Here is a 26148-nt window from a genome sequence, read left to right as displayed (position 1 = left end):
GCAACCGCCCAGCTAAGGGATAACAGCAGCGTGCGTATTGATCTTATTCCGGTGGGTGATGATCCGCCGAACAGCCTGAACGTCATCATCGAAGTGCCGGTCGGCGGCGAGCCGGTGAAGTATGAGTTCGACAAGGAGAGCGGTGCGCTCTTCGTCGATCGCATCCTGCACACCCCGATGCGCTATCCGGCGAATTACGGCTTCGTGCCGCACACCCTGTCGCCGGACGGCGATCCGCTCGATGCGCTCGTCATCGCGCGCTCGCCCTTCGTGCCGGGCTGCGTCGTGCGTGCCCGCCCGATCGGCGTGCTCAAGCTCGAGGACGAGGCCGGCGGCGACGAGAAGCTGATCTGCGTGCCGGTCGACTCGACCTTCCCGTACTATTCGGACATCGGCGAGCGGCAGGACCTGCCCTCGATCGTGCTCCAGCAGATCGAGCACTTCTTCAAGCACTACAAGGACCTCGAGTCCGAGAAGTGGGTGCGCATCGGCCAGTGGGGCGATGCGGAAGAGGCCCGCAAGATCGTGCTCGAAGCGATCGAAGCCGCGAAGAAGGCCAAGGAGGCCGCCGCGGCTTGAACGGTGCGCTGGCCTGGCGACTGTGCGCAGTGGCCGGGCTGGCGACGCTGGCAGCGTCGATGGGGTTTGGGCGCATCCCGGACCTCGTCGCCTGCGGCCCCACACATGGTGCCGGGCCGATCATCGCGCTTGAGCTGGTCCGCAATCCCGCCGAGCTTGCCGAGTTGTTCGGCGCCCCACCCTGTTCCGAGAAGTTCCGCATCGCGCAGCTCAGCGCGAGCTGGTGGGACGCACTCGTCTTCATCCCCGCTTATGCGACCTTCCTGGTCCTCGGCGCCTGGGCGCTGCGCCACGATGCGCGCAGGCTGGGCCTCGCCGCGATGGGCGTGCTGTTCGCCGCCGCGCTGTTCGACCAGGTCGAGGGCGTGATCCTGCTCCAGATCCTGCCGGTCGGCCCAGATGCGCAGAGCCTGTTCGACATGTTGTTCGTCGTGGTGCGCACCAAGTTCGCGCTGCTCGGCATCGGCGAGCTGATGCTGTCGCTGCTGGCCTGGCGCGGGACCCTGGTCGCCAAGCTCACCGCCGTGCCGCTGGCGGCAGGCGGGCTGGTCTCGCTCTGGTTCCTGCTGAGCGCGCCGCACCACCCCTGGATGATGCAGGCCCACAGCTATGGCTGGATGGCCTTGCTCGCGCTTGCCGCGGTGGGCGCGATCAACCCGCGCTGGGTGCGCCGGGCATGAGCGCGCCGCATCGCCGCGGCATCGGCAATGTCGTGGCGCCGCCGCGCTTCCTGCTGTTCGTCGGCGCGACCCTGGCGTCGGGCTGGATCCTGTTGCCCGCGGTCGGCCTGCATTTCGGCGTGATGCTGGCCTTCGACATCGGCGCGGCCGCCTTCCTGATTTCGACGATCCCGCTGCTGAGCCACCGCGCCAGCGGGATGCGCGAGAGCGCCTGCCGCAACGATGCCAACCGGCCGATGCTTCTGCTGATCACGGTGATGGTGGGCGCAGCGGTGTTCACCTCGATCGCCGCCGAAGTGCTGAGCGGGATCAAGTCCAACCCCTGGGCGCTGCCGGCGATCCTCGGCACGCTGGCGCTGAGCTGGACGTTCAGCAACACCATCTACGCGCTGCACTATGCGCATATCTTCTACACGGCGGCACGGAACGGCGCAGATTCGGGCGGACTGGAATTCCCGGATACCAAGGAGCCCGATTACTGGGACTTCCTCTATTTCGCGGTCTGCCTGGGCATGACCTTCCAGACCAGCGACGTGACCATCTCCAGCCGGCGCCTGCGCCGCGTGGTGACCGCGCACTGCCTGGCGGCGTTCGTGTTCAACCTGGGCATCCTGGCGTTCACGATCAACGTGCTGGGCGGCGGCTAGGCCTTCTTCTTCCTTGGTTTCTTCGGCGGTGCGCGACGGGCAGCATCAAGCGCGAGCAGCGCCCAGCGGCGCAGTTCGTCGGCATCGTCATAGGTCTCGTCGGGCGCGCGGCGATAGTTGAGCGACTGGACCTTGCCGTCCTCGCGCGTGACCGAGAAGCGCTCGGCATCGCCCCATTCGGCATCGCTCTCCGCATCCGCCTTGAGCCACAGCGCGTCGAAGGCGAGGATCGCGAAGGCCAGCCCGTCACAATAAAGCGCCGCGCCGCCGAACAGCCGCTTCGAGGTTACCGTGCCGACCGGCTCCATCGCCTCCGCCACCCAATCGACCAGGCCCTGGTCGATCGCCATCAGGCGCGTCCGGCCAGTTTGCGCAGTGCATCGCCCGAGACGCGCTGCACGGTCCATTCTTCCATCGCCTCGGCACCCATCGCCCGGTAGAAATCGATCGCCGGCGTGTTCCAGTCGAGCACCGACCATTCGAAACGGCCGCAGTCCCGATCGAGCGCGATGCCGGCCAGATACCGGAGCAGCGCCTTGCCCGCGCCAGACCCGCGCGCATCGGGTGTGACATACAGGTCTTCGAGATAGATGCCGGGCTTGCCTGTCCAGGTCGAGAAATTGTGGAAGAACAGCGCGAAGCCCACGGGCTTGCCGTCCAGCTCGGCGACCAGGCTCTCCGCGACATGGGTCTCGAACAGTGCCTTGTGCAGCATCGCCTCGGTCGCGACCACCGCGTCGGGCTCACGCTCGTAGACGGCAAGCTCGCGGACCAGGCCGAGGATCAGCGCGACGTCGTCGGGGGTGGCGGTGCGGATGGCGATCATGAAAGGGCGGGCTCCACTTCGGGCTCGGCGATGCCGGGCTTGCTGCGCGCCGCCATCACGCATCCGGCGACGATCAGCAAGGTGCCGCCGATCGTCAGCAGGGTCAGCGGCTCGCGGAAGAACAGCCAGCCCATGAGCGCAGCCCAGACGAAGGCGGTGTACTCGACGGTGAGCAGCACCTGGGCTTCCGCCCTGGCATAGGCCCAGGACAGCAGCAGCAGCGAGACGATCGCCAGCCCGGCGGCCAGCACCACCAGCCACCATTGGCCGGGTGCCGGCATCACCAGCAGCCAGGGCGCCGGCAACGCGAACAGGCCGAGGATGATCCAGTTCTGGAAGAAGGCGATCTCGATCGGCCCGGCCTGCTGCGCCTGGTGCCGCGCGATGACGAGATTGACCGCGTAGAACACCGCCGAGGTGAGTATCGCGACCATGCCCAGCGCCGAATCGGGCCGGTGCGGCACGCCCAGTTGCCCGGCCAGGATGATGCCGACCCCGGCCAGGCCGAGCAGCGAGCCGAGGATCGAGCGGGTGCCGATCTTCTCGTGCAGGAAGACCGCGGCAAGCACGAGCGCGATCAGCGGGGCGATGAAGGTGAGCGCGATCGCCTCGGCCAGCGGCACGCGGACGATGCCCCAGAAGAAGGCGATCGCCATCACCGCGATCACCACGCTGCGGATCGCATGGATGCGGAGCACCCGGGCCGACGGCAGGCGCTGCCCGGAAAAGGCGAACAGCGGCGTCATGATCGCCGCGCCCGCCACCAGCCGCCAGAAGATCGCGGCATAGGCGCCGATGACGAGGCTGATCCCCTTCATCACCGCGTCCATGATCGAATAGAGCGCAATGCCCGCGCAGGCGGCGAGCAGCGCCGCGATGATCGTCCGATGCATGCCGCGCCGCTAGCGCTTATCGATCGCGCGCACGACCATCTGCGGAAGTGGCCCGTCGACCATCTCGACGCGGAGGCTCTTGCCGCTCCGACCGGGTACCGGCGCCTCGACCAGCCGGATCGCTCCGCTGGTCATGATCCGGTCGACCGAGACCATGGGCTTCTTGCCGTCCCAGGCGTGCACGGTGAGCTGGGCGCCGAGCAGCTCGACCCTCGCCGGCAGCCGCGCGGGATCGACGATCACCGGCCGGCTGATCCGCGCGCTCGAATTGCCCGCGATCGACGCATAGAAATCCAGCTGCCCGTCGGGACGGTGATCATAGGCGATGGTGACGCCGAAATATTGGGTTCGCCCGAGCTGCCGGAGATGTTGTAGGGCGCGGGTTCGATCGGCGTGAAGACGATCCCTCCGGGGACCACTTCGCCCTTCGCCTCGACCCGGCCATCGTCATCCGCGTCGCGCAGGCAGAGGCGATAGCGCTTGCCGTCGCGGTCGCAGAACAGGAACCCACGGTGGACCAGTGGGGCATAGGGGTCGCGCGGCTGGACCAGCCATTCCGCGACTTCCCAGCTGCCGATCACGCCTATGCCGGTCCGCGCCTTGAACGCCTTCGCCTCCGCGCCCGAAAGCGCGAGGATCATGTCGCCCGCCGGCTCCACGCGCTGCTGGAAGATCGGCAGTTCCGGAAACTGGCGATGCGGCTTGCTGTCGACGTCCCAGCGCTGGAGAACCTGGGCGCGCAGCAGGGTGCCGGGCTCGGTCGACGGCGCGGGCGGGATCACCACCTGCGCGACGATCGCTGCCAGGATCATTCGGCGGCTTGGGCCGCGGCCTCGCTGGCCGCCTCGATCTCCGCCGCCTTGGCCTCGACCAGCTTGACGATGTGATCGAGCATGTCGGCATCGTTCACCGTGTGATCGGTGACGCCCGACAGATAGACCATGTGCTTGCCATTGCCGCCCCCCGTGAGCCCGATATCGGTCTCGCGCGCTTCGCCGGGGCCGTTGACCACGCAACCGAGCACCGAGAGCGACAGCGGCGTGCGGATGTGCTGGAGCCGGTCCTCGAGCGCCTGCACCGTGCGGATCACGTCGAAGCCCTGGCGCGCGCAGCTCGGGCAGCTGACGACGCGGACACCCCTATTGCGGATGCCGAGCGCCTTGAGGATCTCGAAGCCGACGCGGACTTCCTCTTCAGGCTCGGCCGAGAGGCTGACCCGGATCGTGTCGCCGATACCGAACCAAAGCAGCGAACCGATACCGATCGCGCTCTTCACCGTGCCGCCGACGAAACCGCCCGCCTCGGTGATGCCGAGGTGCAGCGGACAATCGACTGCGTCGGCCAGCTGCTGGTACGCGGCGACGGCCAGGAACACGTCCGATGCCTTCACCGCGACCTTGAACTCGTGGAAGTCGCGGTCCTGGAGCAGCTTGATGTGATCGAGCGCCGATTCGACCAGCGCCTCGGGGCACGGCTCGCCATATTTCTCGAGAAGATCCTTCTCGAGGCTGCCGGCATTCACGCCGATGCGGATCGCGCAGCCATTGGCCTTGGCGGCGTTGACCACTTCGTTCACGCGGTCGGCGCTGCCGATATTGCCCGGATTGATGCGCAGGCATGCGGCGCCGGCATCGGCGGCTTCGAGCGCGCGCTTGTAGTGGAAATGGATGTCCGCGACGATCGGCACCCGGCTGGCACGGACGATCTGCTTGAGCGCGGCGGTCGATTCGACGTCCGGGCAGGAGACGCGGATGATATCCACGCCGGCATCCTCGCAGCGGCGGATCTGGTCGATCGTCGCGCGCGCGTCTGAGGTGGCAGTGTTGGTCATGGTCTGCACCGTCACCGGCGCATCGCCGCCAACGGGCACATTACCCACCATGATCTGACGGCTGGGCCGCCGGACGATATCGCGCCAGGGACGTACGGACATGGCGGCCATATAGGCGCTTTGGCCCCGGGGGGCCAGCCGCCAGAATATCGAGATTCCGTGCAGATGCGGGGCCTGGCTTTACGCGATGCTAAGCAACCCGGGTTAAGCTTGCAGGCTGTTCGATTATCCCGAGGCCTGATGCGGCACGATCCTGTTCCCGTAGCTGCACCGCGAACCAGCCAGCGCCATTACGGCATGGACTGGCTGCGGATCGCTGCGTTCGGGCTGCTGATCCTCTATCACATCGCCATGGCCTTCTCGCCCTGGGACTGGGTGATCAAGACCGGCTACGCCTTCCAGTGGCTGATCCCGCCCATGGCGCTGCTCACCCCCTGGCGGCTGCCGTTGCTGTTCGCCGTCTCCGGCTATGCCTCGCGCAAGCTCTATGACCGCGCGCCCGGCGACTTCGCGCGGAGCCGTGCGCTGCGGCTGCTCATCCCGCTGGCCTTCGGCATGGCGGTGCTGGTGCCGCTCGAGATGTGGGTGCGGGTGATGGAGAATGGTTATCCGCACGGATATCTCCATTTCTGGGCGCTCGATTACTGGCGCAGCGGCATCTTCTGGGGCCGCGAGTTCCCGAGCTGGGAGCATCTCTGGTTCGTCGCCTATCTCGCCGCCTACACATTGCTGCTCGCGCTGGTGCTGGCGCGCGACGGCGGGCGGACGCTGCGCGCGATCGGCACGGCGGCGGAATGGCTCACCCAGGGTCGCCGCCTGCTCTGGGTGCCGGTGGCGGCACTGGCGGTAGCGCGGCTGGCGCTGCTGTTCGTGGCGCCCGAACGCCAGGGGCTGCTGCGCGACTGGGGCGGGCATGCGCAATATGTGCCGATCTTCCTGTTCGGCTTCGCGCTGGCGGGATCGCCCAGGCTATGGACGGCGATCGCGCGCAACTGGAAGCCGGGCGCGGCGATGGCGGCGCTGGCCGGCGCGGTGGTCGTCGCGGTCGAGCTGACCTGGCCGGGCGCCAGCGTGCCGCCGCATGAAGTGATGGCGCTCGATCGCGCCGCCCGCACCGCCATGGCCTGGGGCATGATCCTCGCCCTGTTCCACATCGCCGAGACGCGCTGGAACCACGATCATCGCTTGCGCAGGCCGCTCGCCGAGGCGGTGTTCCCCTTCTACATCGTCCACCACCCGGCGATCGTGCTGATCGCCTGGTATTCGCTACCGCTGCACCTGAGCGCCCCGCTCGACTTCGCGCTGCTGCTCGGCGGCACGGCGAGCGTCTGTGCCGCGACCTATCTGATCGGCCGGCGGATCGGCTGGCTGCGCCCGCTCATCGGACTCAACCGGCTGGCGAAGCCCGAACATCCTGCTAGGGAGACAGCGCCTGCCTCTGGAGTAGTCTGATGCGCTTTCTCGTGATCCTCGCGGCCCTGATCGGCTTTGCCGCGCCCGCCAACGCCTATTGGGAATATGGCCACCAGACGGTCGCCGCGATCGCCTGGCGCAACGTCACCCCGGCCACCCGCGCGAAGATCACCCAGCTGCTCCGCCACACCGACCTGCTCAAGACCGAGGGCTGCCCGGCGACCAATATCGAAGAGGCTTCGGTATGGGCCGATTGCATCAAGAAGCTGGGCAATGACTGGCGCTACGCCTCGGTCTGGCACTATCAGGACGCCGACGTCTGCAAGCCGTTCGACGTGACCGCCGAATGCAAGGACGGCAATTGCGTCTCCGCCCAGATCGAGCGCGACGTGAAGCTCCTCAAGGACCGCAAGGCGCCGCAGGTCGAGCGGGTGAAGGCGCTGCTCTTCCTCGTCCATTTCGTCGGGGATATCGGCCAGCCGCTGCACGGCGCCGAACATGACCATGACGCCGGCGGCAACAAGGCGCAGGTCAGCTATGGCATCTACACCACCGACCGGCTGAACCTCCATTCGGTGTGGGACGGGCTGCTCGCCGAGCGCGCGATCACCTCGGGCCCGAACATCGTGCGCACCTATAGCCGCAAGGACCGCGCCGAACTGGGCGGCGGCACCGTGCAGGACTGGGGCAAGGACAGCTGGGAGCTGGCCAAGACCGTCTATGCCGACCTCAATGGCGGCGAAACCTGCAAGCCGATCACCACCCGCATCGCGATCACCGAGCCGATGATCGAGAAGTGGGTGCCCGAGGCACGCACCCAGGTCATCAAGGGCGGCCTGCGCCTTGCCCGCCTGCTTGACGAGGCCTTGGCCTAACGCTTCTCAACGAACCCGGCGATGGCATCGACCAGCGCCGGGGCGACGGGCAGCGACGCATCGCCATAGGTCGCGATGCTCGCCATCCGCTCCTCGCTCGCGGCGATGCGCAACGCATGCGTCATGCCCGGCACGATCGCGAGCCCGGTACCCGACCTCGCACCGGCAAGCGCCCGGGCGTCCGACACTCCGATCTGGATGTCGCGATCGCCCTGGGTGACGAGTAGCGACACCTTCAGCGACGCCGCGAGCTTCACGGGATCGTAGCGGAACTGGTCGATCAGGAAGTCCTGCACCGCATCCGGAAACAAGGCGGGCAGCGGCGGCGGCATCGCGGCGGTGTCGGCATGCTTGCCGCTCTCCAGCGTATCGACGAGCGACAGCAGCGGCTCAAGCAAGGGCGCATTGGCCGGATTGGCGCGAAACTGCGCGCGCATGATCGCGGCAAGCGGCCGCCCGGCGGCGGCGACCAGCACCACGCCACAGACCCCTTCGGGCTGCTGCGCGGCCGCGAGCACGACCAGCCCGCCTTCGCTATGCCCGCCCAGCCAGATGCAGGAACGACCGGTGCGTTTGCGCGCGATCTCGATCCAGGCGCGGACATCCGCCGCATAGTCCGCGATCGTCACATGATTGCCGTCCGCAACCGCCGCCCTGCTGCCGAACATGCCGCGCTTGTCGATACGCAGCGTGGCGACGCCGCGCTTCGCCAGCCCCTCGGCGAGCTGGCGATAGGGTCCGCCGGCGACGCCATAGCGATTGTTGCCGTCGCGATCAGTGGGACCCGAGCCGGGTACGATCAGCACCAGCGGTGCGCCGGGATCGGGATCGAGCAGCGTACCGGCGAGGCTCCCCTGCGGGCCCGGCGCGGTGATCTCGATGCCTGCGGGCGCTTCCTGCGCCAGTGCCGGGAACGCGATGGCGAGCGCGGCGAGCGCGAGGCTCCGGCGGATCACTGGTCACCGCCCCAGCGGAAACGCCAGTCGCCATCGGTCTTGCTTGCGATCAGCCATAGATAGGCGCCGACCACGGGCAGGAGCAGCACCAGCCACAGCCGATCGCGGTGCGTCGCGAAATTGACGATCAGGCCGACGATCGCAGCAAAGGCAAAGGTCGCCGCCCAGCCCTGCCAGGTCACCGGCACCGCGCCCAGGCCGAAGCGCTTGGGACGGAACCAGTAGCCGGGGCGAACCGAGCCCTGCTCACGGAAGCGGGCGCCCATCATTGGAACAGCGCCAAGGCGATGCCGGCGGCCAGCGCGAGCCCGGCGATACCGAGCACATAGGGCAGATGCGCACGGCGGATATGCGTGGCGAGCAACATCGCGAAAGCCTTTCAGTCGGCCTTGCCGTCGTCCGCGGCAGGCGAGGATGTGCGCCAGGCGACGACCAGGAACAGCGCCGTCGCGGCAAGGAACAGGATCAGCCAGGCGGCTACCCGCACCGGTTCGGGCGGAAGGATCACCGGGGTAAGCGCCATGCTGAACAGCACATAGGCGATGGTGACCGCCCAGCCCTGCCGCGCGCACGGCGTGATGTTGACCTTGGCGCCCCGGCGGACCCGGACGAACCATGCATCGGGACGTCGGGGCCGGGTCATGCTTCGTCTTCCCTTGCCTTGGGCGGGCGGCCGCGCCGGGCGCGCACCGGCTCGGCCAGCTTCACGCCCCGGCGCCCCAGCGCCTCGCGCAGCAGGCATTCGACCTGGGCATTGACGCTGCGAAGGTCGGCCGCCGCCGACCGCTCGATCGCCGCATAGAGCGCGGGATCGAGCCGGAGCGGGAAGGCTTTCTTCTGGGGCGGTTCGGACACGGGGTACGCCTTGATACTTACTGGTAGAGCGAGCCCGTGTTGACCACCGGCTGGGTATCGCGCTCGCCGCACAGCACGACCATCAGGTTCGAGACCATGGCGGCGCGGCGCTCGTCGTCGAGATGCACCACGTCCTTGGCAGAAAGCTGGGCCAGCGCCATCTCGACCATGCCGACCGCACCCTCGACCAGCGTCTGGCGGGCAGCGACCACGGCCTGGGCCTGCTGGCGGCGGAGCATCGCACCGGCAATCTCCTGGGCATAGGCCAGATGGGTGAAGCCGCACTCGTCGACGGTGATGCCGGCGACGCGCAGACGCTCGATCAGCTCGCCGCGCAGCTCGGTGCCGACCTGGTCGTGATTGCCGCGCAGCGTGACTTCCTGATGCTCGAAATCGTCATAGGGGTAGCGCGAGCCGATGGTGCGCACCGCCGCTTCGATCTGGACGTTCACGAACGCCTTGTAGTCGTCGACGTCGAACAGCGCCTGCGCCGTGTCGGTCACGCGCCACACCACCTGCGCCGCCATCTCGATCGGGTTGCCGCGCAGGTCGTTCACCTTGATGCGCTCCGAAATGATGTTGTTGGCGCGCACCGAGACCTTCTTCTTGATCAGCCACGGCATGGCCCAGCGCAGACCGGTGGTGCGATCGGTGCCCTGATAGTCGCCGAACAGCGTGATCACCGCCGCCTGGTTGGGCTGGAGCAGATAGAAGCCGCACAGCACGAACAGCTCGACGACGATCGCGACCAGGAGCGTGGTGATCACGATCCAGTCGGCGATGCGGTCGATCTGCGAGAGCGCCACGCCCGCCGCGACAATCGCGAGCAGCGCCACGAGCAGCATGCCATAGCCGCTTGCCGTGGTTGCAGTCTTCTCGCTGCTCTGGCGCAGTGCCGGCGCGGCGCTACGAACGTCAGTCATCATTACCTCCCAAAATTATGATATCGTATTTATATCGAGTCGAAACGCCCCGCAAGCGGAATCGGAACGCGGTTCATGCCCGGCTCATCCGCATTCGAGAGAGTGTCCGCCGTTCGAGAGGGGGAATCGATGCGGCCTTTTCTGCCTGCCATGCTCTGCACCGTGATGCTGGCGACGCCGGCATGGGCCCAGCCCTCCCCCGCGATGATCGCCCCCGATGCCGATTCGGCGATGGCCGCGGCAATCGATCCGAAGGGGTCGGGCGCGGTGGTGCTGATCGCACGGGGCGACACGGTGCTCTACCGCAAGGCGCGCGGCATGGCGGAGGTAGAGCTGGGCGTGCCGCTGTCACCCGACCAGCTGTTCCGCATCGCCTCGATCACCAAGAGCTTCACCGGTGCGCTGCTCGTCCAGATGGGGGCACGCGGCGAAGTCTCGCTCGATGCACCGGCGGTGCGCTATCTACCCGACGTCCCGCTGGATCCGCGGATCACGCTGCGCCAGCTGCTCAGCCACACCGCCGGCGTCAGCGAGACCGATACGGTGGCGCAGCCGCCCTTCGGCAATGGCGAAGTACCGATCGCCGAGCAGGTGCGGCGGATCGCCGCGCGACCGCTCGCCTTCGAGCCCGGCACCGCGCAGCGCTATTCGAACGCCGGTTATATCCTGCTCGCGGCAGTGATCGAGAAAGTGACCGGGCAAAGCTGGGATGAGGCGATGCGGACGCGCCTGCTCGTGCCGCTGGGACTGGCCAACACCGCCTATGACCGCCCGGACGACATCGTGCCCGGCCGGACGAGCGGCTATTCCAGTGACAAGGGCGTGCTGCGCAATGCCGCGCCGTTCAATGTCTCGATCCCCAAGACCGCCGGATCGCTGCGCTCGACCGCGGCCGACCTGCTGCGCTGGATGCGCGCATTGTCGCAAGGCCGGGTGGTCGGCACAGCTGGCTTTGCCGAGATGAGCAAGCCTGCGCTGGCGAGCGTCGGTGTGCAGGAGCGCTATGGGCTGGGCCTCTATCGCTGGCAGATTCGCGGTCAGGATGCGATCGGGCATACCGGCCAGATCAACGGCTTCACCTCGGCGCTGTTCTACCTGCCCGCCGAAGACGCGACGGTGGTGGTGCTCGCCAACAGCGACAGCTTCGACGCGCAGACGCTTGCCCGGCGGATGGCGGCGATCGTGATCGGCAAGCCCTATCCGCTCCAACGCGCCAGCGCCGTTCCAGCCGGATCGCTGGCGCCGCTTGCCGGCAGCTATGGCAGCGATCCGGCAACGTCCCGCACCATCGCGGTGCAGGACGGCGGGCTGGTGATCAGCCGCCCCAATCGCAGCGGCACCCCGGCGATGCTCGGCAGCGACGGCGCGATCCGCTTCATGCCCGACGAGCTCAGCTATTTCCTGCCCGTACGCGATGCGCACGGCGCGGTGATCCGGCTCGACTATTTCGCCCGCGGCGAAGGACCTGCCCTGCCGCTGAACCGCCAGCCCTGACCACGAAAAAGGCCGCCGGAATTGCTCCCGGCGGCCCGTGTCCTGTCTGGCGAAACGCCTTAGCTGATGACGATCGTCACCGCACGACGGTTCTGCGCCCAGCTGGCATCGTCCGAGCCGAGCGCGATCGGGCGCTCCTTGCCGTAGCTGATCGTAGTGATCCGCGCCGGCGAGATGCCGCGCGAAGCGAGGTAGTTCTTCGCGGCATTGGCGCGGCGATCGCCCAGGCCGAGATTGTACTCGCGGGTGCCGCGCTCGTCGCAGTGCCCCTCGATCGTGATGCGCGTGTTCGGGTGGCTGGTCAGCCACTGCGCCTGGCTGTCCAGGATCGCGCGCGCTTCCGGATCGATGTCATACTGGTCGAACGAGAAGTGGATCGTGTCGCTCGCCACTTCGCGGCGGAACTGCTCGTTGATCGGCGCCGCAACCGTATCGCTGTCGCCCTCGCCGGCATTGACCGGACCGGTATCCGACGGCGCGGGCGGAATGTCGGCGACATTGCGCTTCTTGGTGCAACCCGCAGTGGCGATCAGCGCGATGCCGAGCACCAGGCCAGTCGTGATCTTGGACATGGTCTTTCCTCCTTCTCTGGTCGCATCTCGTCCGCTTGCCCGGACGCTAGCACAGATGCGGTAACGTTTCAGGGGCGAATCGGTCCCCAGCTGGGATCCGATCCGTCGAGCGGCGTGGGAATACGCCGCGCATTGGTGCCGGTGAGGTCCACCGACCAAAGGTCCGGCCGGCCCGAACCCTGGGCCGAACGGAAGAACATCAGCACGCGGCCGTTGGGCGACCAGCTCGGCGCCTCGTCGCCCCAGCTGTTGGTGAGCAGCTTCTCGCCGCCGCCCGAAGGGTTCATCACGCCGATCCGGAACGCGCCGCCGCCGGTGCGGGTGAAGGCGATCAGGTCGCCGCGCGGGCTCCACACCGGCGTGGCATAGCGGCCACCGCCGAAGCTGATCCGGTGCTGGTTCGAGCCATCGGCGCCCATCACATAGAGCTGCTGGGTGCCGCCGCGGTCGCTCTCGAACACGATCTTCGAGCCGTCGGGCGAGTAGCTGCCGCCGGTATCGATGCCCGGCGAGTTGGTGAGCCGCTGCGATTCGCCGCCCGCCGCCGCGATGCGATAGATATCGGTGTTGCCGGCCTGCGACATCGAGAACAGCACCCAGCGGCCGTCCGGCGAGAAGCGCGGCGCGAAGCTGAGGCTGACATTGGATACGAGCAGCCGGTTCGAGCGCGCCGCCATGTCATAGACATAGATGGACGGCTTGCGCTGGGTGTAGCTCATGTACACGATCGCGTTCTGCTTCGGCGACATGCGCGGCGTCAGCACGATCGACTGGCCGTTGGTGAGGAAGCGGTGGTTGGCGCCGTCCTGGTCCATGATCGCCAGCTGCTTGCGGCGCTTGTTCTTGGGGCCGGTCTCCGCGACGTAGACCACCTGGCTGTCGAAATAGGGGCCTTCGCCGGTCAGCTTCGAATAGACAGCGTCGGCACACTTGTGCGCCGCGCGACGCCAGTCCCCCGGCGAGACGACGAAACCCTGGCGGACCAGCTCGCTCTGTAGCAGCACGTCGTAGAGATAGCAGCCGACGGTCAGCGAGCCGTTGCCATTGGCGCGAACATAGCCCTGGATGATCGCCTGGTTGCCGTTCCAGCTGCCGTAATTGGGCGCGGCCACTTCGCTGTACGCGATCCCGCGGCTGGCCGAGGGCCCGCGCGTCTTGAACAAGCCGGTGTTGCGCAGATCGTCCTCGACCACCTGGGCGAGCTTGGCACCGAGCTGGTCGGTAGGGCCCGCCGGCGTGTCGACGGACTGCGAGGTCGGCATCGCCGGGATCGCGATGACCAGGTCCTTGGCGGCGGTATTGCTCACGTCGACGCTGAGCGGCGTGTCCTGGTCCGGGGTCGGGATCGGTGCGGGCGCCGGCACTTCCTGCGCCTGCGCGACGGTGGCCGCGGTGCTCGCCAGCAGGGCCGCGATCGTCAGATGGGCAAATTTCATCTTCACAGGTCCTCGTACAAAACCGGGGCTATGACTCGCCACGCGCTGTAGAATTGCGGCGGCAGCTTGAAAGGGGCCGCCAGCTTCACCGCTCGGATCGCGCGGTCCCGGGCGAGATCGGCCTGGGCGCGATTGCTGTCGGTGATGCCGGTCTGCGCCGTGACGCGCGGCTCGCCCGCAAGCGAGCCGTCCTCGTTGAGGCGCACCGTCACCGTCGTGCGCAGCTTGTCCGAATCGGCACCGCTGGGCGGGGCCCAGTGGGGGCGGATCTGGCGGATGATCGCGGCGCTGAGCGCAGCCTTCTGCTCCGGCCCGACCGTGGCGGCGGGCGGCGTGACCGAGGTGCTCTTTGCCGGCTTGTCGTTGATGCCGTTGAGCAGGCCGTCGAGCCGACCCGTCGGTGCAACCGGGCGGTTGGACGGGCGCGACGGCGCCTGGGCCGGGGCTGCCTTGGGCGGTGTCTTCGGCGCGGGCTTTACCGCATCGGGCGCCGGTGCCGGCTTGGGCGGCGCGGGCTGCGGCTTGGCGATAGGCTGCGGGTTGGGCGCGGGCTCGGGCGGCGCACTGTCCGGCTCGATCGGCGCTTCCACCGGCGAGAGCTTGGCGGCCGGTTCTTCGCTGGTCGGCGTCGGCGAGGTGCTTTCCAGTGCGACCTGGTCGACCAGCGCGACTTCGATCGGCGTCGGCTTCAGCTTCATCGGATTGGGAGTGGCGAGGAAACCGACCGACAGCACCCCGAACAGGGCGAGATGCCCGATCAGCGCAACGGTCAGCCCTGCTCCCTCGGTCCGGTTCACGGCTTGGCGCTCGCGTCGGTGATCAGCGAAACGCGGTTGAGCCCGGCATGGTTGAGCTCGCCCATCACCTTCATGACCTTGCCATAGCCCAGGCCCTGGTCGGCGCGCAGGAACACCGCCGCCGGCTTGCCGTCCGGACCCGGCGCACGGCCGGCGATCTCCTCGAGCTTGGCGGGCAGCGCCGTGTCGGCGGTCAGCTCGTTGTCGACGAACACCTGGCCCTTGTCGTCGATCGAGATCTGGACGGGCTTCTGGTCCTGGTCGACCGGCTTGGCGCGGCTCTCGGGCAGGTTCACCGGCACGCCGGCGGTGAGCAGCGGCGCGGTGACCATGAAGATGATCAGCAGCACCAGCATCACGTCGACCAGCGGGGTGACGTTGATGTCGGCCATCGGCGCGCGGCGGCCGCGCCCCTTGTTCGAAGGAAGGTGCATCGACACCGGCTTAGGCCTCCATCTCCAGGCGACGGCTGAGCGTCGCGTGGAAGCCGTCGGCGAAGCGGTTGAGCCGCGCCTCGACGCGGTTCACGGCATGCGAATAGCGGTTGTACGCGATCAGCGCCGGGATGGCGGCGAACAGGCCGATCGCGGTGGCGAACAGTGCCTCGGCGATGCCCGGCGCGACCACGGCAAGCGAGGAGCTCTGCTCCTTGGCGATCCCGGTGAAGCTGCGCATGATGCCCCACACCGTGCCGAACAGGCCGATGAACGGCGCTGCCGAGGCGATGGTGGCGAGGAAGTTCAGCCGGTCGGCCAGCTTGTCGATCTCGTTCGCGATCGTCGCGCCCATCGCGGTGGCCAGGCGCTCGCGCGTGCCTTCGCGGTCGATGGCCTTGCCCGATGTCGAACGGCGCCATTCGGTAACGCCGGCGGCAAAGACCCGGGCAATCGGCTGCTCGCGGCCGGCGGCGCGGCGGTGGAACTCGTCGATGTCATCGGCTTCGCGATATTCGCTTTCGAACCTGTCGATCGCCTTGCGCACCGAGCCGACCCGGAAGCCGAAGCTCAGAATGATCGTCCAGGTCCAGAGCGACGCGAGCAGCAGGCCGATCATCACGGCGCGCACCACCCAGTCCGCCTGCAGGAACAGGCCGATCGGCGACATGGTTGCGGCGTCGGTGCTGATAAATTCCATGATCGGTTCAGTTCCCCTTCCAGACCAGCGGCGCGAATCGATCCATCCATTCCGCCGGCTGCCGGCGGGGCCGCCCGGACGGGGAGACGAACACCGCCTCGACTTCCGCTTCGGCCACTATGGTAACGTCGCGCATGACTCGTTGATGAATATCCACTGCGGCGGGGCGCAGCTGGACCAGCCTGCTGACCACCACCAGTTCGTCGCCCAAGCGCGCCGGCGCCCGGAATCGAATGTTCGCCTCGCGCAGCGCATAGGCGCCGGTGCCGGCCTCATGGACGGCGCGCTGGTCGACGCCGGCCAGGGCCAGCATATCCGAGCGGGCCCGCTCCATGAACCTGAGATAGTTGGCGTGATAGACCACGCCACTCAGGTCGGTGTCCTCGAAATAGACACGCAGGACGAAATGATGCTCGAGGCCCTCGAAGCGGCCAGGGGCAAAGGCGGCATGCATTCCCGGCCCCTAACCCGGCAATTCCGCGGGGGAAACCCCCAGCCTCAGTCGAACAGCCCTTCCTGCGCGGTGGACGGAGGATTGAGCCCGAGATGCTTCCAGCCGGCGGCGTTGAGGCAGCGTCCACGCGCCGTCCGCGCGATCATCCCGATCTGGATCAGATAGGGCTCGATCACTTCCTCGATCGTGTCGCGCGGCTCGCTGAGCCCCGCCGCCAGCGTCTCCACGCCGACCGGGCCGCCCTTGTAGATATCGGCGATCATCATGAGATAGCGCCGGTCCATCGCATCGAGGCCGAGCGCATCGACCTCGAGCCGGGTCAGCGACTGGTCGGCCACCCGGGCATGCACCACATCCTCGCCCAGCACATTGGCGAAATCGCGCACCCGGCGCAGCAGGCGGCCGGCGATGCGCGGCGTGCCCCGCGAACGCCGCGCGATCTCATGCGCGCCATCGGGGGCGACATGCAGGTCGAGCAGCGAGGCGGCGCGGGTGACGACCTTTTCCAGCTCGTCCACCCCATAGAAATTGAGGCGCACCGGAATACCGAAGCGATCCCGGAGCGGCTGGGTGAGCAGCCCCTGGCGGGTGGTGGCGCCGACCAGGGTGAAGCGCGGCAGGTCGATCCGCACGCTGCGCGCCGAGGGTCCCTCGCCGATCATCAAATCGAGCGCGCGGTCCTCCATCGCCGGATAAAGGACTTCCTCGACCGCGGGATTCAGCCGGTGGATCTCGTCGATGAACAGGACGTCGCCATCCTCGAGATTGGTGAGCAGCGCGGCGAGGTCGCCCGACTTGGCGATGACGGGACCCGAGGTGGAGCGGAAGCCGACGCCCATCTCGCGGGCGATGATCTGGGCGAGCGTGGTCTTGCCCAGCCCCGGGGGGCCGAAGAACAGGACATGGTCCAGCGCATCGCCCCGCGACTTGGCGGCATCGATGAACACCCGGAGATTCTCGCGCGCCGCCCGCTGGCCGACGAATTCGTCGAGGCTCTTCGGGCGCAGTGCGGCGTCCACGTCATCGGCGCGTCGGCCGGAGGAAAGGAGGCGATCGGTGTCGGTCACGCGGCATTCCCATAATCGGGCTGACCGAAATATTCCCGCAATTCCTCAAGCATTCCGAGTGCCGCGCCTTTCAACTTCCGCCGCGCAAGGCGCTGTGCCTGGGGAGTATCGTTGAACAATTCTATCGCGCCCGTTCCAAGGATCTGACGTTCCTCCTCAGTCCCATGACTCGCCAAGCTATTGAAATAATTAAAAACCTGATCCTCTTCCGACGCGAACAGCCGGTGTTCGATCAGCAGGCCGGCAGTTCCACCGAATACGATTGTCGCCAGATCGAGAATATCCGGATCCGTGATGTGAGCGCGGAGAAATGGACAGGCTTCGAACAGCCGCTCGACATGTGGGTTGCTCACCCCAGCACCCCGCTCAGCAGCGCCGGGTGGAAACCCCAGCCGAGGAACCCGCACAGCCCCATGAACAGGCCGAAGGCGCCAAAGGCCCAGCCGGCCCAGAGCAGCCATCCGCTCTCGACCAAAGCCGCCACCGCCGCGATCGAGATGGCGGTGGAGACCGCCGCATCGCTGGCGTCGAACTGGTCGTCATGGACGTTGAGCGCGTCATACTGGTCGCTCTGCGCCTTCGCATCGGCGGCGAGGCGGGGGGCTTCGGCCTTGTACTTGGCGATCTCCGCATCGAGCCCGGCAAGCACCGGCGCGGCGCGCTTCGGGTCGGCGAGCGCGGCGATCTGGACGCGGCTGGCCTCGGCGACATGCTGCTTGGTCTTGGTCGCCTGATATTCGTTCCACGTGTCGACCGAGGCCGACTGGGCCTGTTGCATCGCCTGGACGATATTGCCGTCCTTGATCCCGCACAGGCCCATGAACACCGACAGCACGACCACGGTGATCGCCACCTTGCGGTTGAGCGACTTGTCCTTGGCCTCGGCGCTGACTTCGATTTCCATCGCGCTGCCCTATCCTGCCTGCACCCCAGGAGCTAGTGCCCGACCATGCCCCGCCCCGACCTGTTGCTGATCTCGAACGTCCCCGCCCCGCTCCGCGCGGCGCTGGCCGAGCGCTTCACCCTGCATGAAGGCGCGCCGGTGCCCGGCATCCGCGCCGTGGTGGGCGGCGGCATGGCGAAGCTGGATACGGCGCTGCTGGAGCAGCTGCCCGACCTCGAGATCGTCGCGATCCACGGCATCGGCCATGACGGCATCGATACGGCGGCGCTGCGGGCCCGCGGCATTCCGCTGACGCTGACCCCGGACGTGCTGACCGAGGATGTCGCCGACCTTGCCATCGCGCTGATGCTCGCCGTCCACCGGCGCATCGCGGCGAACGACGCGCTGGTGCGCGCCGGCGGCTGGAGCGCGCCGCTGGGCAGGCGCGCGAGCGGACGGCGCATCGGCATTTTCGGGCTGGGCCGGATCGGCCATGCCATCGCCCTTCGCGCCGCGCCCTTTGCCGGCGAGCTGCTCTACACCGCCCGCAGCGAGAAAGCGGTACCGTGGCGCTTCGTGCCCGACATCGCCGCGCTGGCCGAGACGAGCGACGTGCTGGTCCTCGCCGCCCCCGGTGGGAGCGACACGCAGAATATCGTCGATGCCGAGATACTCGACCGGCTGGGGCCGGACGGTGTGCTGGTCAATATCGCCCGGGGCAGCCTGGTCGACGAGGATGCGCTGGTGGCCGCGCTGGCCGAGGGCCGCATCGCCGGCGCCGGGCTCGACGTGTTCGCCCATGAGCCGCAGGTGCCGGAGGCGCTCAAGGCGATGAACCAGGTCGTCCTCGCCCCGCACCAGGGCAGCGCCACCGAGGAAAGCCGCACCGAGATGCGCAACCTGGTGCTCGCCAATCTCGACGCGCATTTCGCGGGGAAGCCGCTGCTCACACCGCTGGGCTGAGCGCTCAGTCATAATGCTCGACCACGCCGGTGATGCTCAGCCAGGCGCATTGCCGCTCCTCGAACACCGAGATGCTCGGCGCCGGGAAGGCGGGATCGGCGAAATGGCCGACAGGGATGGCGATGGTGTCGGCGATACCGCCGCCGCTGTACCAGACATTGCCGCCGCAGACCGGGCAGAAATGGAAGCTGGCCGGCGGACCACCGCTTTCCGAAGGGGCAAGCCATTCGGTCGACTGGCCCGTGATCGTTACCTGGTCCGTGGGAAAACGCGCCTGCACGGCAAAGGCCGATCCGCTGCGCTGCTTGCAGTTGAGACAGTGGCAGACCGAGATGCGCACCGGCTCGCCGGTGCATTCGGCGCGGAGCTGGCCACAGCGGCACGAGGCGGTGCGGGTGGTCACTTGGCGGCCTTGCGCAGCGCGAGGCGGACGAGCGCGTCGAGCGTGGCACCGCTGCCCAGCTCATCGGCGGCGGCATTGACCGCGGCGCTTGCCTCGGCCGGCTTGAAGCCGAGGTTGAGCATCGCCGAAACCGCGTCCTGCGCCGCGCCGCTCGCCGGGGCCGCGCCGCCGGCGCTGGCACCGAGCGCGACGCCGCCGGCCTTGTCCTTGAGTTCGTTGACGATGCGCTGGGCGAGCTTCGGCCCCACGCCGTTGGCGCGGGCGATCATCGCCGCATCTGCGCGGGCGACGGCGGTCTGCACTTCCTCAGGGGACAGGATCGAGAGGATCGCCAGCGCCACCTTGGCGCCGACGCCCTGCACGCTGGTCAGATGGCGGAACCAGTCCCGCTCCGCCGCCGTGGCGAAGCCCATCAGCCGGATCGAATCCTCGCTGACCAGCATCTCGGTATGCAGCGTCGCGAACTCGCCGACCGCGCCGAGCGCCGCCAACGTCCGGGCCGAGGCGCCGGCGAGATAGCCGACGCCGTTGACGTCGATCACGACGCTGTCGATCCCGGTCGCTTCGATGCGGCCCTTGAGATGCGCGATCATGCCGTTCTCCCCTGCGCGGCAACCCGGCGGACGGGCAAAAATGTTGAATCTCTTGAGTCCCCACGCATGCGCGCATGAAGCGGGATCGATGGACAAGGGAGAGCCTGGCGCATGGCTGGTACATAAGCGGAACAACGCTGCGTAGGAAAGCGAAATCACCCTGCCGGCGCTGGCGGCCTGAGCGACCCGCTATTCGACTTTTCTGCTCCCCGGCTTTCGCCGGGGGCGGCCAGTTCCGCTGCCGGGGAATTAGCGCAGCCCCAGCCGCGCGCTAGCGAGATGGTGCGCGTGACAGATCGCCACGGCGAGCGCGTCCGCCGCATCCGGCCCGTCGATCTTCACGCCGGGCAGCAGGCGCGAGACCATGGCGTGGACCTGCTCCTTCTCGGCATTGCCGACGCCGACCACCGATTTCTTGACCGTGCTCGGCTTGTACTCGCCGACATCGATGCCGGTCCGCGCGGCGGCGCACAGCACCACGCCCCGCGCCTGGCCGAGCTTGAGCGTCGACTGGGCATTGGAATTGACGAACACTTCCTCGACCGCCGCCGCCTGGGGCGCGTGATCGGCGATCAGCGCGGCGAGCATGGCATCGAGATGCGCGAGACGCCGGGGCAGCGGCGCCTTGGTATCGGTCTTCAACTTGCCGTTGGCGAGGTGCGACAAGCGATTGCCCTCGGCACGGATCAGGCCCCAGCCGGTGGTGCCGAGGCCGGGATCGAGGCCGAGGATGATCACCTTAGCCCAGCTTCTCCATCACGGCGTCCGAGACTTCGTAATTGCCCCAGACGGTCTGGACGTCGTCATCGTCGTCGAGCGCGTCGATCAGCTTGAACAGCTTGGTCGCGTCGTCCTCGTTCACATCGACCATGGTCTGCGGGCGCCAGGCGAGCTTCGCGCCCTCGGCCTCGCCGAGCACCGGCTCGAGCGCCTTGGCGACTTCGTGGAGCGCGTCCTGCGCGGTCCAGATCTCATGGCCGTCCTCGGACGAGGTGACGTCCTCGGCCCCGGCTTCGAGCGCGGCCTCGAACACCTTCTCGGCGTCGCCGGCGCTGACCGGATAGTTGATCAGGCCCATCCGGTCGAAGCCGTGGCTCACCGAGCCGGCGGTGCCGAGATTGCCGCCATTCTTCGAGACCGCGGTGCGCACATTGGTGGCGGTGCGGTTGCGATTGTCGGTCAGCGCCTCGATGATCAGCGAGACGCCGCCCGGGCCGAAGCCTTCGTAGCGGATCTCTTCGTAATTCTCCGCGTCGCCCTTGCTCGCCTTGTCGATCGAGCGCTGGATATTGTCCTTGGGCATCGACTGCGCCTTGGCCGCGGCGATCGCGGCGCGCAGGCGCGGATTCATGTCGGGATCGGGCATCCCCATCTTCGCCGCGACAGTGATTTCGCGGCTGAGCTTGGAGAACATGCTCGAGCGCTTCTTATCCTGCGCGCCCTTGCGGTGCATGATGTTCTTGAACTTGGAATGGCCTGCCATTGCGCTCTCGTATGGAAAATCGTGGCGCGTCTCTAGGCCAGGCAAGGGCCAATGGGCAATGCCCGGCCCGAGATCGCCGCCCCGCCCCGGACCCGGTCCGGAGCGGGATAACGGAAATCGATCAGATACCGAGCGCCTGCTTGTAGGTCTCGAGCAGCATCTCCGCCTCGTCGCGGTGATGCTTCTCCATCTTCCGCAGGCGGACGATGTTGCGCATCGTCTTCACGTCGAAACCGGTCGACTTGGCTTCGGCATAGACATCCTTGATGTCGTCGGCGATGCCCTTCTTCTCTTCCTCGAGGCGCTCGATCCGCTCGATGAAAAGGCGCAGCTGCTCGGCGGAAATCGAATCGGACAAGGGAAAGCTCCTGGAAGAATAGAATCTGGAAAGGGGCGCGATTATCGGAGCCGGCGGCGCCGCTCAACCCCCAAGCGCTTGCCGCCCCATGCAGACGCACCAGTCGATTGCCCCGGCGGGCACCTGCCGCTATCGCATGCCCATGCCGCTTTTCCGCCGAATCCCGCTTCTCGCCGCCCTGACGCTTGTCCTGCAGCCCGCCACCGCCCTGGCGCAGACCAAACCGGCAGCGCCGGTGCTGCTGCCGCCGACGATGCGCGTGCCGGCTCCGATCCGCCCCGCCCCGATCCCGGTCGAGAAGCAGCCCTTCGCCGCCGAGATCGCCGCGTTCGAGGCGCGCGACGCGGTTGCCAGGCCGGCGAAAGGCGGCGTGCTGTTCCTCGGCAGCTCGAGCATCCGGATGTGGACCGACCTGGCGAAGGATTTCCCGGGCCACAATGTCATCAACCGCGGCTTCGGCGGCTCCACGATCCCGGACAGCGTGCGCTATGTCGACCGCATCGTCACGCCCTATGCGCCGAAGACGGTGGTCTTCTACGCCGGCGACAACGACCTGGAGGCGGGCCACACCCCCGACGAGGTCTTCGCCGATTTCCAGGCGCTGGTGGCCAGGATCCGGGCGAAGCTGCCCGGCACGCGCATCCTGTTCCTGTCGATCAAGCCGAGTATCTCACGCTGGCGGCTGATCGACGGCATCCGCGCGACCAACGCGCTGGTGCGCGAATACACCGCGACCGATCCGCTGCTCGGCTATGTCGACATCGTGCCGCAGATGCTGGGGCCGGACGGCAGGCCGCGCCCGGAGCTGTTCCTCGGCGACGGGCTGCACATGACCCGTACCGGCTATGACATCTGGCGCGCGGCGGTGGGCAAGGCGATGAAGTGGAAGCTGGCGCCCCTGCCCCCGCGCGCGCTGCCCAAGCCACCGGCACACGGCGCGGGCAAGCCGCCGGCCAGGCCGGTCAGCGGCCCGGTTCGGTCATCGAAGGCGGGTCGCTAGCCGGGAAGCTCTCGTCAAGCGCTTCGTCCAGCTCCTCGTCGCGGACTTCGTTCTTCCTGAGGCTCTCTTCCATCCGGGCGATCTGCTCGGGGGTTGCCTCGCCCTGGTGCTGCGCCTTCCACTCCGAGAAGGGCATGTCGTAGATGATGCGGCGCGCCTCGTCCTTCGCGATTCCCGGGTCCGCCTCGGTGATCCAGTCGGCCAGGCAGTTGCGGCAGAAGCCGGCAAGGCCCATCAGGTCGATATTCTGCGCATCGGTGCGATGGCGGAGGTGGCGGACAAGCGTGCGGAACGCCTTGGCGGCGGTAGCGTCATCCAGATGATCGAGTTCGTCCATTTTCCACCTCGGCGGTTGATCCTGTGCGATATGAGGTTAGAGGCACCGAGGCACAAGCCGAGGATATGACAACGATGACAAAGGCAATCAGCCCCCGCACCCGCAAGGTTCGCATCCTCGCGACGCTCGGCCCCGCCAGCGCGTCCCCGGAGATGATCGCCAAGCTGTTCGAAGCCGGCGCCGACGCGTTCCGCATCAACATGAGCCATGGCGACCAGGCATCGAAGGTGCCGCTGTTCGAGGCGATCCGCGGCCTGGAGAAGAAGTTCGGCCGGCCGACCACGATCCTGGCCGACCTTCAGGGGCCGAAGCTGCGTGTCGGCAAGTTCGCCGACGGCAAGGTGCAGCTGGTCACCGGCCACGAATTCATCCTCGACCGCGACAAGACCCCGGGCGACGCCACCCGCGTCGAGCTGCCGCACCGCGAGATCTTCGAGGCGGCGCACGAGAATGCCCGCCTGCTGCTCGATGACGGCAAGCTGGTGCTGCGCGTGCTCTCGGTCGCGCCCGACCGGCTGACCACGATCGTCGAGGTCGGTGGCCCGCTGTCGAACAACAAGGGCCTGAACGTGCCCGACATGGTGCTGCCGCTCGCGGCACTCACCGAGAAGGACCGCAGCGACCTGGCCTTCGCGGTCGAGCAGGGCGCCGACTGGATCGCGCTCAGCTTCGTCCAGCGCCCCGAGGACCTGATGGAAGCCCGCCGCCTGATCGGCGGCAAGGCGGCGCTGCTCGCCAAGATCGAGAAGCCCTCGGCGATCGCGCGCCTCGACGAGATCGTCGAGCAGTGCGACGGCGTGATGGTCGCCCGCGGCGACCTGGGCGTCGAGCTGCCGCCGCAGACCGTGCCGCCGCTGCAGAAGCGCATCGTCGAGACCGCCCGCCGCATGGGCCGCCCGGTGATCGTCGCCACCCAGATGCTCGAATCGATGATCGAGAGCCCGTCGCCGACCCGCGCCGAGGTCTCGGACGTCGCCACCGCCGTGTATGACGGTGCGGACGCGATCATGCTCTCGGCCGAGAGCGCCGCGGGCAAGTGGCCGGTCGAATCGGTGGCGATGATGAACTCGATCGCCGATGCGGTGGAGCGCGACCCCGCGCATGGCGACCGCGTCCACTTCACCGTGCTGCGCCCCGATCCCACCACTGCCGACGCGCTCGCCGAAGCGGCGAAGAACATCGCCAAGACGGTGTCGGCATCGGGCATCGCCTGCTTTACCAGCTCGGGCTCGACCGCGCGCCGCATCGCCCGCGAGCGTCCGGCGGTGCCGATCCTGGTGCTGACCCCGCATATCGACACGGCGCGCCGGCTCGGCCTGCTGTGGGGCGTGCACGCGGTGCACACCCGCGACGTCGATTCGTTCGAGGAGATGGTCGCCAAGTCGAAGCGGATGGCGTTGCGCCATCACATCGCCGCATCGGGCGACCGCGTGGTGCTGTGCGCCGGCGTGCCGTTCAAGACGCCGGGCTCGACCAACGTGCTGCACGTGGTGACGCTGGTCGGCGACGAGCTGAAGAACCACCCGGGCAAGGAAGGCCCTGACGCGATCTGATTCGCTGCGATCCCCCTCCCTGCAAGGGAGGGGTTAGGGGTGGGTTAGAATAAGGTCGGGCTCGATGCCCGGCCTTTTTCTTTATCTCCGCAGCCTCGGTTGGCTCGCTGCGCTGCGCTTGCGGCAGGCATAGGCTGATCCCCGGCGAAGGCCGGGGCCCAGTTGCAATGTGGTTCGAGAGGTGCGTGCGCCTCACAAAATTCACCGATACTGGACCCCGGCCTTCGCCGGGGATCAGGAAGGCAGTGAATGGTGAGAGTTTACAACAGCCCCAGCGCGGCGAGATCCGCGCGCAGCTTGTCCGCGCCGGTGAACAGCAGGCCATGGATGCCCGCGTCGAACGCCGCGGCGACATTGTCCTCGCGATCGTCGACGAACACCGCATCCGATCCCGCCAGCCCGAATCGGGCAAGCGCCAGCGCGTAGATCGCAGGATCGGGCTTCACCAGCTTCTCGTCGCCCGAGACGACGATGCCCCGGAAGCGATCGAACAATGCCGATTCGCGGTTGCGGAAAGGCGGCCAGAACTCGCCCGAGAAATTGGTGATCGCGAAGAGCGGCACGCCCGATTCGTCGAGCTCCGTGACCAGCTCCTTCATGCCCGGCAGCGCATGCGGGATCTGCTCGTCGAATCGCGGACCCCAGAGCGCGATCATCTCGGCGAACTCGGGGTGCGCGGCGGCCAGCTCTGCCGAGGTCTCGGCAAAGGGGCGGCCAGCGTCATGCTGGAAATGCCACGCCTTGGTGGCAACATTGGCCAGAAACGCGTCGAGCGCCCGATCGTCACCGATCAGGCGCTCGTACAAGTACCGCGGATTCCAGTCGTAGAGGACGTTGCCGACGTCGAAGATGACGGCCGACGGGGCCTCCACGCGCAGGATCAGCCCTGGCGGGCCTTGAACCGCTTCTGGGTCTTGTTGATGACGTAGATGCGCCCACGACGACGGATCACGCGGTTGTCGCGATGCCGATCCTTGAGCGACTTCAATGAATTCACGATCTTCATGACCGATTCGCTTCTCAAATTATGGAATGCCGGAAAGAGGGGCTCGCCTAGTGTCCGATGCCGGGCAAGTCAAGGCGGGAGTCGCCCTGTCGCCGTGCGGAACCGACTCGACCTGATCCGTGTTGGAGGGCAAACGG

The 26148-nt window shown here is 67.6% G+C and carries 37 protein-coding genes; 9 read left to right on the top strand and 28 right to left on the bottom strand.

Annotation, left to right across the window (positions count from 1 at the left end; all coding sequences use genetic code 11):
• Positions 1-30 precede the first annotated feature (30 nt).
• Genes ppa through HNP52_RS07175 form a run of 3 tightly spaced genes read left to right on the top strand, consistent with a single transcriptional unit; the run spans position 31 to position 1906 of the window.
• Positions 31-579, top strand: coding sequence for an inorganic diphosphatase (ppa, locus tag HNP52_RS07185; RefSeq protein WP_184164419.1), 549 nt, complete (start codon positions 31-33; stop codon positions 577-579).
• A complete protein-coding gene (locus HNP52_RS07180; protein ID WP_184164416.1) occupies positions 576-1259 on the top strand; it encodes a hypothetical protein in 684 nt (227 codons plus the stop codon). The genes ppa and HNP52_RS07180 overlap by 4 nt, the downstream gene beginning before the upstream one ends.
• Positions 1256-1906, top strand: a complete 651-nt coding sequence (locus tag HNP52_RS07175) for a DUF1345 domain-containing protein (RefSeq protein WP_184164413.1) — start codon at positions 1256-1258, stop codon at positions 1904-1906. The genes HNP52_RS07180 and HNP52_RS07175 overlap by 4 nt, the downstream gene beginning before the upstream one ends.
• On the opposite strand, the gene HNP52_RS07170 is transcribed toward HNP52_RS07175, so the two are convergent.
• From HNP52_RS07170 to ispG, 6 genes are read right to left on the bottom strand one after another with little or no spacing between them, the layout of a single operon-like run.
• Positions 1903-2256 carry a TfoX/Sxy family protein gene (locus tag HNP52_RS07170; RefSeq protein ID WP_184164410.1) on the bottom strand — a complete coding sequence of 118 codons (354 nt, stop codon included), beginning with the start codon at positions 2254-2256 and terminating at the stop codon, positions 1903-1905. The two genes, HNP52_RS07175 and HNP52_RS07170, sit on opposite strands and share 4 nt — an antisense overlap.
• On the bottom strand, positions 2256-2732 hold the full coding sequence (locus HNP52_RS07165; protein WP_184164408.1) for a GNAT family N-acetyltransferase: 477 nt from the start codon (positions 2730-2732) through the stop codon (positions 2256-2258). The genes HNP52_RS07170 and HNP52_RS07165 overlap by 1 nt, the downstream gene beginning before the upstream one ends.
• Complete coding sequence (locus tag HNP52_RS07160) at positions 2729-3625, bottom strand: DMT family transporter (RefSeq protein ID WP_184164405.1); 897 nt, start codon at positions 3623-3625, stop codon at positions 2729-2731. Before HNP52_RS07160 ends, HNP52_RS07165 begins: the two co-directional genes overlap by 4 nt.
• A 9-nt stretch (positions 3626-3634) precedes the next feature.
• Positions 3635-3868 carry a hypothetical protein gene (locus HNP52_RS07155; protein ID WP_184164402.1) on the bottom strand — a complete coding sequence of 78 codons (234 nt, stop codon included), beginning with the start codon at positions 3866-3868 and terminating at the stop codon, positions 3635-3637.
• Entirely contained in the window at positions 3865-4437 is a 573-nt protein-coding gene (locus HNP52_RS07150; RefSeq protein WP_184164400.1) for a hypothetical protein, read from the bottom strand. The genes HNP52_RS07155 and HNP52_RS07150 overlap by 4 nt, the downstream gene beginning before the upstream one ends.
• Positions 4434-5558, bottom strand: coding sequence for a flavodoxin-dependent (E)-4-hydroxy-3-methylbut-2-enyl-diphosphate synthase (gene ispG, locus HNP52_RS07145; protein ID WP_184164397.1), 1125 nt, complete (start codon positions 5556-5558; stop codon positions 4434-4436). The genes HNP52_RS07150 and ispG overlap by 4 nt, the downstream gene beginning before the upstream one ends.
• A gap of 138 nt (positions 5559-5696) precedes the next feature.
• Here ispG and HNP52_RS07140 point away from each other — a divergent pair, with 138 nt between their 5' ends.
• Entirely contained in the window at positions 5697-6908 is a 1212-nt protein-coding gene (locus HNP52_RS07140; protein WP_184164394.1) for an acyltransferase, read from the top strand.
• Positions 6908-7744: a S1/P1 nuclease gene (locus tag HNP52_RS07135; protein WP_311768418.1), complete on the top strand. Its 837-nt coding sequence runs from the start codon at positions 6908-6910 to the stop codon at positions 7742-7744. Before HNP52_RS07140 ends, HNP52_RS07135 begins: the two co-directional genes overlap by 1 nt.
• Here HNP52_RS07135 and HNP52_RS07130 read toward each other — a convergent pair.
• The 5 genes from HNP52_RS07130 to HNP52_RS07110 all read right to left on the bottom strand — a co-directional run bounded on the left by HNP52_RS07130 (position 7741) and on the right by HNP52_RS07110 (position 10478).
• On the bottom strand, positions 7741-8700 hold the full coding sequence (locus HNP52_RS07130; RefSeq protein ID WP_184164391.1) for an alpha/beta hydrolase: 960 nt from the start codon (positions 8698-8700) through the stop codon (positions 7741-7743). The genes HNP52_RS07135 and HNP52_RS07130 overlap by 4 nt on opposite strands.
• Positions 8697-8969, bottom strand: a complete 273-nt coding sequence (locus tag HNP52_RS07125; RefSeq protein WP_184164388.1) for a hypothetical protein — start codon at positions 8967-8969, stop codon at positions 8697-8699. Before HNP52_RS07125 ends, HNP52_RS07130 begins: the two co-directional genes overlap by 4 nt.
• Positions 8970-9079: 110 nt before the next feature.
• Positions 9080-9343: a hypothetical protein gene (locus HNP52_RS07120; RefSeq protein ID WP_184164385.1), complete on the bottom strand. Its 264-nt coding sequence runs from the start codon at positions 9341-9343 to the stop codon at positions 9080-9082.
• The gene (locus tag HNP52_RS07115; protein WP_184164383.1) at positions 9340-9555 is read right to left on the bottom strand and encodes a toxin-antitoxin system HicB family antitoxin; all 216 of its coding nucleotides are present in this window, start codon (positions 9553-9555) and stop codon (positions 9340-9342) included. Before HNP52_RS07115 ends, HNP52_RS07120 begins: the two co-directional genes overlap by 4 nt.
• Before the next feature lie 17 nt (positions 9556-9572).
• Positions 9573-10478, bottom strand: a complete 906-nt coding sequence (locus tag HNP52_RS07110; RefSeq protein WP_184164380.1) for an SPFH domain-containing protein — start codon at positions 10476-10478, stop codon at positions 9573-9575.
• A gap of 129 nt (positions 10479-10607) precedes the next feature.
• Between HNP52_RS07110 and HNP52_RS07105 the strand changes: the two genes are divergently transcribed.
• The gene (locus tag HNP52_RS07105; protein WP_184164377.1) at positions 10608-11972 is read left to right on the top strand and encodes a serine hydrolase; all 1365 of its coding nucleotides are present in this window, start codon (positions 10608-10610) and stop codon (positions 11970-11972) included.
• A 59-nt stretch (positions 11973-12031) separates the two neighbouring features.
• Here the strand turns inward: HNP52_RS07105 and pal are convergent, their stop codons facing one another.
• The 9 genes from pal to HNP52_RS07060 all read right to left on the bottom strand — a co-directional run bounded on the left by pal (position 12032) and on the right by HNP52_RS07060 (position 18336).
• Positions 12032-12544 (bottom strand): peptidoglycan-associated lipoprotein Pal, encoded by a 513-nt coding sequence (gene pal, locus HNP52_RS07100; protein ID WP_184164375.1) that lies wholly within the window; start codon positions 12542-12544, stop codon positions 12032-12034.
• A gap of 68 nt (positions 12545-12612) precedes the next feature.
• Positions 12613-13980 carry a Tol-Pal system beta propeller repeat protein TolB gene (gene tolB / locus HNP52_RS07095; RefSeq protein WP_184164372.1) on the bottom strand — a complete coding sequence of 456 codons (1368 nt, stop codon included), beginning with the start codon at positions 13978-13980 and terminating at the stop codon, positions 12613-12615.
• Positions 13981-13982: 2 nt separating this feature from the next.
• Positions 13983-14777: a TonB C-terminal domain-containing protein gene (locus HNP52_RS07090; RefSeq protein WP_184164369.1), complete on the bottom strand. Its 795-nt coding sequence runs from the start codon at positions 14775-14777 to the stop codon at positions 13983-13985.
• Positions 14774-15217, bottom strand: a complete 444-nt coding sequence (gene tolR, locus HNP52_RS07085; protein ID WP_184164366.1) for a protein TolR — start codon at positions 15215-15217, stop codon at positions 14774-14776. The genes HNP52_RS07090 and tolR overlap by 4 nt, the downstream gene beginning before the upstream one ends.
• Positions 15218-15221: 4 nt before the next feature.
• Positions 15222-15911 (bottom strand): protein TolQ, encoded by a 690-nt coding sequence (gene tolQ / locus HNP52_RS07080; RefSeq protein ID WP_184164363.1) that lies wholly within the window; start codon positions 15909-15911, stop codon positions 15222-15224.
• A 7-nt stretch (positions 15912-15918) separates the two neighbouring features.
• A complete protein-coding gene (locus HNP52_RS07075; RefSeq protein WP_184164360.1) occupies positions 15919-16365 on the bottom strand; it encodes a YbgC/FadM family acyl-CoA thioesterase in 447 nt (148 codons plus the stop codon).
• Between the two features lie 44 nt (positions 16366-16409).
• Positions 16410-17432, bottom strand: coding sequence for a Holliday junction branch migration DNA helicase RuvB (ruvB, locus tag HNP52_RS07070; protein WP_184164358.1), 1023 nt, complete (start codon positions 17430-17432; stop codon positions 16410-16412).
• A complete protein-coding gene (locus tag HNP52_RS07065) occupies positions 17429-17785 on the bottom strand; it encodes a hypothetical protein (protein ID WP_184164355.1) in 357 nt (118 codons plus the stop codon). The genes ruvB and HNP52_RS07065 overlap by 4 nt, the downstream gene beginning before the upstream one ends.
• Positions 17782-18336 carry a DUF4337 domain-containing protein gene (locus HNP52_RS07060; protein ID WP_184164352.1) on the bottom strand — a complete coding sequence of 185 codons (555 nt, stop codon included), beginning with the start codon at positions 18334-18336 and terminating at the stop codon, positions 17782-17784. The genes HNP52_RS07065 and HNP52_RS07060 overlap by 4 nt, the downstream gene beginning before the upstream one ends.
• A gap of 45 nt (positions 18337-18381) precedes the next feature.
• On the opposite strand from HNP52_RS07060, the gene HNP52_RS07055 reads away from it, so the two are divergent.
• On the top strand, positions 18382-19278 hold the full coding sequence (locus HNP52_RS07055; RefSeq protein WP_184164349.1) for a 2-hydroxyacid dehydrogenase: 897 nt from the start codon (positions 18382-18384) through the stop codon (positions 19276-19278).
• A gap of 4 nt (positions 19279-19282) precedes the next feature.
• Here the strand turns inward: HNP52_RS07055 and HNP52_RS07050 are convergent, their stop codons facing one another.
• The 5 genes from HNP52_RS07050 to HNP52_RS07030 all read right to left on the bottom strand — a co-directional run bounded on the left by HNP52_RS07050 (position 19283) and on the right by HNP52_RS07030 (position 22115).
• The gene (locus HNP52_RS07050) at positions 19283-19681 is read right to left on the bottom strand and encodes a GFA family protein (RefSeq protein WP_184164346.1); all 399 of its coding nucleotides are present in this window, start codon (positions 19679-19681) and stop codon (positions 19283-19285) included.
• Positions 19678-20274, bottom strand: a complete 597-nt coding sequence (gene ruvA / locus HNP52_RS07045) for a Holliday junction branch migration protein RuvA (protein ID WP_184164344.1) — start codon at positions 20272-20274, stop codon at positions 19678-19680. The genes HNP52_RS07050 and ruvA overlap by 4 nt, the downstream gene beginning before the upstream one ends.
• Positions 20275-20523: 249 nt before the next feature.
• A complete protein-coding gene (gene ruvC / locus HNP52_RS07040) occupies positions 20524-21012 on the bottom strand; it encodes a crossover junction endodeoxyribonuclease RuvC (RefSeq protein ID WP_184164341.1) in 489 nt (162 codons plus the stop codon).
• Between the two features lies 1 nt (position 21013).
• On the bottom strand, positions 21014-21757 hold the full coding sequence (locus HNP52_RS07035) for a YebC/PmpR family DNA-binding transcriptional regulator (RefSeq protein ID WP_184164338.1): 744 nt from the start codon (positions 21755-21757) through the stop codon (positions 21014-21016).
• Positions 21758-21878: 121 nt separating this feature from the next.
• The gene (locus tag HNP52_RS07030; protein WP_183999475.1) at positions 21879-22115 is read right to left on the bottom strand and encodes a DUF2312 domain-containing protein; all 237 of its coding nucleotides are present in this window, start codon (positions 22113-22115) and stop codon (positions 21879-21881) included.
• 142 nt (positions 22116-22257) lie between these two features.
• On the opposite strand from HNP52_RS07030, the gene HNP52_RS07025 reads away from it, so the two are divergent.
• A complete protein-coding gene (locus tag HNP52_RS07025; protein WP_221416110.1) occupies positions 22258-23115 on the top strand; it encodes an SGNH/GDSL hydrolase family protein in 858 nt (285 codons plus the stop codon).
• On the opposite strand, the gene HNP52_RS07020 is transcribed toward HNP52_RS07025, so the two are convergent.
• On the bottom strand, positions 23078-23452 hold the full coding sequence (locus tag HNP52_RS07020) for a DUF1244 domain-containing protein (RefSeq protein WP_184164332.1): 375 nt from the start codon (positions 23450-23452) through the stop codon (positions 23078-23080). The genes HNP52_RS07025 and HNP52_RS07020 overlap by 38 nt on opposite strands.
• 74 nt (positions 23453-23526) lie before the next feature.
• On the opposite strand from HNP52_RS07020, the gene pyk reads away from it, so the two are divergent.
• Positions 23527-25005, top strand: a complete 1479-nt coding sequence (gene pyk / locus HNP52_RS07015; protein ID WP_184164329.1) for a pyruvate kinase — start codon at positions 23527-23529, stop codon at positions 25003-25005.
• A 260-nt stretch (positions 25006-25265) separates the two neighbouring features.
• Here the strand turns inward: pyk and HNP52_RS07010 are convergent, their stop codons facing one another.
• Positions 25266-25877, bottom strand: a complete 612-nt coding sequence (locus HNP52_RS07010) for an HAD family phosphatase (protein ID WP_184164326.1) — start codon at positions 25875-25877, stop codon at positions 25266-25268.
• Positions 25878-25885: 8 nt separating this feature from the next.
• Positions 25886-26011 (bottom strand): type B 50S ribosomal protein L36, encoded by a 126-nt coding sequence (gene ykgO / locus HNP52_RS07005; protein ID WP_086130464.1) that lies wholly within the window; start codon positions 26009-26011, stop codon positions 25886-25888.
• Positions 26012-26148 lie beyond the last annotated feature (137 nt).

Origin of the sequence: Sphingomonas kyeonggiensis, from assembly GCF_014204495.1 — a bacterium.
Classification (GTDB): Bacteria; Pseudomonadota; Alphaproteobacteria; order Sphingomonadales; family Sphingomonadaceae; genus Sphingomonas; species Sphingomonas kyeonggiensis_A.
This window is presented reverse-complemented; position numbering and strand designations above follow the sequence as displayed.

Coding starts and splice junctions, on each gene's coding strand:
- HNP52_RS07175 (WP_184164413.1), top strand. CDS start 1,256: ATGAGCGCGCCGCATCGCCGCGGCATCGGCAATGTCGTGGCGCCGCCG.
- HNP52_RS07170 (WP_184164410.1), bottom strand. CDS start 2,256: ATGGCGATCGACCAGGGCCTGGTCGATTGGGTGGCGGAGGCGATGGAG.
- HNP52_RS07165 (WP_184164408.1), bottom strand. CDS start 2,732: ATGATCGCCATCCGCACCGCCACCCCCGACGACGTCGCGCTGATCCTC.
- HNP52_RS07160 (WP_184164405.1), bottom strand. CDS start 3,625: ATGCATCGGACGATCATCGCGGCGCTGCTCGCCGCCTGCGCGGGCATT.
- HNP52_RS07150 (WP_184164400.1), bottom strand. CDS start 4,437: ATGATCCTGGCAGCGATCGTCGCGCAGGTGGTGATCCCGCCCGCGCCG.
- ispG (WP_184164397.1), bottom strand. CDS start 5,558: ATGTCCGTACGTCCCTGGCGCGATATCGTCCGGCGGCCCAGCCGTCAG.
- HNP52_RS07140 (WP_184164394.1), top strand. CDS start 5,697: ATGCGGCACGATCCTGTTCCCGTAGCTGCACCGCGAACCAGCCAGCGC.
- HNP52_RS07135 (WP_311768418.1), top strand. CDS start 6,908: ATGCGCTTTCTCGTGATCCTCGCGGCCCTGATCGGCTTTGCCGCGCCC.
- HNP52_RS07125 (WP_184164388.1), bottom strand. CDS start 8,969: ATGATGGGCGCCCGCTTCCGTGAGCAGGGCTCGGTTCGCCCCGGCTAC.
- HNP52_RS07120 (WP_184164385.1), bottom strand. CDS start 9,343: ATGACCCGGCCCCGACGTCCCGATGCATGGTTCGTCCGGGTCCGCCGG.
- HNP52_RS07110 (WP_184164380.1), bottom strand. CDS start 10,478: ATGACTGACGTTCGTAGCGCCGCGCCGGCACTGCGCCAGAGCAGCGAG.
- HNP52_RS07105 (WP_184164377.1), top strand. CDS start 10,608: ATGCGGCCTTTTCTGCCTGCCATGCTCTGCACCGTGATGCTGGCGACG.
- pal (WP_184164375.1), bottom strand. CDS start 12,544: ATGTCCAAGATCACGACTGGCCTGGTGCTCGGCATCGCGCTGATCGCC.
- tolB (WP_184164372.1), bottom strand. CDS start 13,980: ATGAAATTTGCCCATCTGACGATCGCGGCCCTGCTGGCGAGCACCGCG.
- tolQ (WP_184164363.1), bottom strand. CDS start 15,911: ATGGAATTTATCAGCACCGACGCCGCAACCATGTCGCCGATCGGCCTG.
- HNP52_RS07075 (WP_184164360.1), bottom strand. CDS start 16,365: ATGCATGCCGCCTTTGCCCCTGGCCGCTTCGAGGGCCTCGAGCATCAT.
- HNP52_RS07060 (WP_184164352.1), bottom strand. CDS start 18,336: ATGGAAATCGAAGTCAGCGCCGAGGCCAAGGACAAGTCGCTCAACCGC.
- HNP52_RS07055 (WP_184164349.1), top strand. CDS start 18,382: ATGCCCCGCCCCGACCTGTTGCTGATCTCGAACGTCCCCGCCCCGCTC.
- ruvA (WP_184164344.1), bottom strand. CDS start 20,274: ATGATCGCGCATCTCAAGGGCCGCATCGAAGCGACCGGGATCGACAGC.
- HNP52_RS07035 (WP_184164338.1), bottom strand. CDS start 21,757: ATGGCAGGCCATTCCAAGTTCAAGAACATCATGCACCGCAAGGGCGCG.
- HNP52_RS07025 (WP_221416110.1), top strand. CDS start 22,258: ATGCCGCTTTTCCGCCGAATCCCGCTTCTCGCCGCCCTGACGCTTGTC.
- HNP52_RS07020 (WP_184164332.1), bottom strand. CDS start 23,452: ATGGACGAACTCGATCATCTGGATGACGCTACCGCCGCCAAGGCGTTC.
- pyk (WP_184164329.1), top strand. CDS start 23,527: ATGACAAAGGCAATCAGCCCCCGCACCCGCAAGGTTCGCATCCTCGCG.
- ykgO (WP_086130464.1), bottom strand. CDS start 26,011: ATGAAGATCGTGAATTCATTGAAGTCGCTCAAGGATCGGCATCGCGAC.